Raw genomic sequence first — 4096 nt, 5'->3', positions numbered from 1 at the left:
ATAAGAGACGGGGTTAGGGGTGGGGTCTTATTTTCAAGTCAGGTGAAGCGAAAAATTTCAAGGTATGTGAAGAAAAGTAAAATCGTCCAAAACTCTCTTCCTGTTCCCTGTTCCCTGTTCCCTGTTCCCTGTTCCCTGTTCCCTGTTCCCTGTTCCCTGTTCCCTGTTCCCTTGCCCCAACGACAATTTTTAACGCCAACCTGCTTACATACCGCCATGGGAAAGAAGAACCCCTATTTAATGTATTATGTTGAGAGTTACAGCAGATTGAAGATTAATGATGTATGGGATCTAAATTCAAAGCCGGACAGCAAACCAGTTTTAATTCTGACTCCTGACTCGGTGACTCCTGTTGTAAATATAATTTAAGTTGCTTGAGATAATGACGGCAAAAATTGTCTCCCGATGTAGTGCTTTTTTAAGGAATGATTAATCTGTGAAGTCCAAGGAGGAAACAGGCGAACACGAAGAAGATGAAACCGCTACACAGCATTCATCAGAGATTTACCCGTGGTTGGTAAATGCCACGCAACTACCCCAGCAAATATCCCCAGCCCAAATAAAACAGATATCTCCTTCAGCATTAGCCTACTTGGGGGATGCAATTTACGAATTGTATGTTAGAATGGTTTATCTGTGGCCACAACAACGATTGGAAAATTACCATCGTTCCGTAGTGGATCAGGTAAGAGCAGAAACACAAGCGCTACATTTGCGAATGTTAACTCCTTACTTGAGGAGTAACGAATTAGAAATTGTTCGCAGAGGTCGTAACTCTGCTACGAGTCGTCATAAGCGACTAAATCCCGAAATTTATCAACAGGCAACTAGTTTAGAAACCTTAGTTGGCTATCTATATCTTACTGATTACCCCCGTTTAACCGAGCTATTACAAAAACTTCCCCTAGAGAAATAGTGAGAAGCTACATCTGGCGATTGTTACAGATTTGTAATGGTTCATTAAATTGATGTCATCGGGCTGTTCACTCATTTAAATCAAACCTCAATACTGTTATGACAAGTCAACCAAAGAAAAATCATGCCGGCGGACAACCAAAACGTGGTCAGCCAGTAAAAATCAAGGGTAAGCGCGTTGTGCCTCAACCTAGCCGTAATCAAGGCAAAAGTGATGGTAAACCCATTCCCGTTAAACACCGGACATCTCGCTACGGTTCTGAACCATCCCCAGAAGTTAGGGTAGACAGAGAAGGTAAATCCTATTCTGCAAAACCTCGCTCTCGCTATGGTTCTGAACCATCCCCAGAAGTTAGGGTAGACAGAGAAGGTAAATCCTATTCTGCAAAACCTCGCTCTCGCTATGGTTCTGAACCATCCTCAGAAGGTAGAGGAGACAGAGAAGGTAAATCCTATTCTGTAAAACCCCGGACATCTCGCTATGGTTCTGAACCATCCTCAGAAGGTAGAGGAGACAGAGAAGGTAAATCCTATTCTGTAAAACCCCGGACATCTCGCTATGGTTCTGAACCATCTCCAGAAGGTAGAGGAGACAGAGAAGGTAAATCCTATTCTGTAAAACCCCGGACATCTCGCTATGGTTCTGAACCATCCTCAGAAGGTAGAGGAGACAGAGAAGGTAAATCCTATTCTGTAAAACCTCGGACATCTCGCTATGGTTCTGAACCATCCTCAGAAATTACCTTAGCAAATGAAGGTAAATCCTTTACTGGTAGATATCGTCCTTCTTCTCAATCTTTCCACCAACTTCCAGAAATTGCATCCACAGAAGAGACTGATATAATCTACGGTCGTCATCCAGTTTTGACGGCGTTGGAAAATGAACGCAGTATTAACCGTCTTTGGATTACTACCCGTCTTCGTTATGATCCCAGATTTCATCATTTGATTTTGCAAGCCAAGGATAATGGCGCAGTAATTGATGAAGTTGAACCAATGCGGTTAGACCAAATTACTGGTCGCGCTAACCACCAAGGGATAGCGGCTCAAATTGCTCCTTATGCCTATATTGAATTAGAAGACCTGATTGCTAAGTCCAAATCTATTACTGACCCTGTAATTGTAGTTGCTGATGGTATTACTGATCCCCATAACTTAGGGGCGATTATTCGCACGGCGGAGGCTATTGGCGCTCACGGTTTGGTGATTCCCCAAAGAAGAGCAGCGGGAATTACTTCTACTGTAGTGAAAGTGGCGGCAGGTGCATTAGAAACCTTTCCTGTATCTAGGGTTGTCAACCTGGGTCGCGCTTTAGAACAGTTGAAAGAAGAGGGCTTTTGGATTTATGGAACTGCGGTTACAGGTAGCGAACCATTACAAAGTGTTAAGTTTAGTGGGCCTGTGGTTTTAGTTGTGGGTGGTGAAGGCGAAGGTCTGGGGATGTTGACACAACGTTCTTGTGATGTTTTAGTGTCTATTCCCTTACAAGGTAAGACTCCTAGCCTCAATGCGTCGGTGGCGACTGGTATGGCACTTTACGAAATTTATCGTCAAAAATCGCAGAATACACTGTATCTTGATAAACTACAGACAATTGCTTTGAAAAAACAATAGTACAAAAGCTGATCTTGTGGATATTTGTCTGCGAAATCAGCAAATGTAAAAGACAATAAATTTAATCTATTTGCACACGCCCAGTTATCACGTTTATAAATCGGCGAAAACTATGACAACGATTTGGCATAACTTCCAAGAGAGGTTAATTAGCACATTCAATGGACTCGGTCTTGCTTGGTGGGTAGAAGTTGTTACACAAAATCCCCGTTGTACATACTACTTTGGTCCATTTTTTAGTTCTGCGGCAGCTACTAAAGCCAGTAATGGCTATGTAGAAGATTTGGAAATTGAAGGGGCGCAGGGAATTATGGTGAATATCAAACGCTGTAAGCCTGCTGTTTTAACAATTGCTGAAGATTTGGGGGAATGGATTGACCGTAAAGTAAAGCCTGTCTTTAGCGGTCAAAATTAGTCTAATTACCAATTCCAGAGGCTGTTATCGTTCCTGGGCTAATCCTGGGAACGAGTTATGCCTGATTTAAACTTTCATGATTTGGGGGTTGGTTGCTAACCAATTGTCAATGTCTCCTAATAACTGTTGGGGTATTTCCCAAGGAAAGAGATGGGCTGTGTTGGGGTAACATTGCCATTGAGAGTTGTTGAGGTGTCGGGCTGTCTCTAAACTGGCATCAGCGGTGATGTGGCGATCTTGTTCACCAGCAAGCACTAGGCTGGGACATTGAATTTGCCAAAGGTCTGGGGTGCGATTATAACCTACTCTAATGGCACTGTAGAGGGCATTTGTAGCGGCTGATGAGGTTTGTAAGTAGGCTGGTAGGGCATCCCTGGCTATGTAATTGTAAGCTGTGGATGTGTGTTGTTGAATCAAGTAGCGAAAGAGCGATCGCTTGCCGAAAGTATTAATATTCCATTGCCAACTGGGTTTTATATAGTTTAATATACCTGCAATTCCTGTATAAATGTTGTCTTGCCAAGAAATTCGGGGATGATTGCCCCAAGGTCTGGCGGCTGTAGCGACTAAAATTAAGCCTGTGATGCGTTGGGGTAGGCGCATGGCCAGTTCCATAGCTAAAATGCCTCCTAGAGACCATCCCAATACTAAGCATTTTTCTATTTTTAACTGGTCTAATAGGGCTTCCAGGTCATCTAAATGGTCTTGCATTGCAAATTTGCCCTGAAACCGACTTTTGCCGTATCCACGTAAATCTGGGGCAATGGTTTGGTAGCGTTGTGATAAATGATTGGTGAAGACGGAGAGGCTACGTCCCGAACCAGGATGACCATGTAAACCCAGGATGGGAAATCCTTGACCTTGGATGTAGAAGTTAAGTGGTACAGCCATAAATCCTGATGTAACCTGAGTTCGGTGTTAGGAGTTTCTCCTTCGGAGACGCTACGGGAACAGAGTTATGATTTTTTCAACGAGATCATCAGGGTTTGAGACTCATATTTGGGGCAGTTTTCCACAAATTATCTTACAGCAGTTTGCGATCAAGTCCAGTACAAAAATAGCTATCTAAATAGGGTCAAAAAACAATCCACAATGATTAAACCAATTGAGAGCATTTTCATCAGTAATAGCATTAACCGCCATAGTAATTGC

General features: G+C 43.0%; 4 protein-coding genes and 1 pseudogene. 4 read left to right on the top strand and 1 reads right to left on the bottom strand.

The window, feature by feature from the left end; all coding sequences use genetic code 11:
• From IQ226_RS25475 to IQ226_RS24430, 4 genes and pseudogenes are all read left to right on the top strand, one after another.
• Positions 1-369: hypothetical protein (locus IQ226_RS25475; RefSeq protein ID WP_228039661.1), on the top strand; the 369-nt coding region annotated here is incomplete at its 5' end.
• 67 nt (positions 370-436) lie between these two features.
• Positions 437-916 carry a ribonuclease III domain-containing protein gene (locus tag IQ226_RS24440; protein ID WP_193899704.1) on the top strand — a complete coding sequence of 160 codons (480 nt, stop codon included), beginning with the start codon at positions 437-439 and terminating at the stop codon, positions 914-916.
• 827 nt (positions 917-1743) lie between these two features.
• A pseudogene (gene rlmB / locus IQ226_RS24435) lies at positions 1744-2529 on the top strand (23S rRNA (guanosine(2251)-2'-O)-methyltransferase RlmB); the annotation flags it as partial.
• A 112-nt stretch (positions 2530-2641) separates the two neighbouring features.
• A complete protein-coding gene (locus IQ226_RS24430) occupies positions 2642-2944 on the top strand; it encodes a DUF1816 domain-containing protein (RefSeq protein WP_193899702.1) in 303 nt (100 codons plus the stop codon).
• Between the two features lie 66 nt (positions 2945-3010).
• On the opposite strand, the gene IQ226_RS24425 is transcribed toward IQ226_RS24430, so the two are convergent.
• Positions 3011-3835: an alpha/beta fold hydrolase gene (locus IQ226_RS24425; protein WP_193899700.1), complete on the bottom strand. Its 825-nt coding sequence runs from the start codon at positions 3833-3835 to the stop codon at positions 3011-3013.
• Between the last annotated feature and the right edge of the window lie 261 nt (positions 3836-4096).

Source organism: Dolichospermum sp. LEGE 00240, assembly GCF_015207875.1.
In the GTDB taxonomy this organism is placed as follows: domain Bacteria; phylum Cyanobacteriota; class Cyanobacteriia; order Cyanobacteriales; family Nostocaceae; genus Dolichospermum; species Dolichospermum gracile.
Note: the sequence above shows the minus strand (reverse complement) of the source record. Positions and strands in the feature narration are given on the sequence as shown.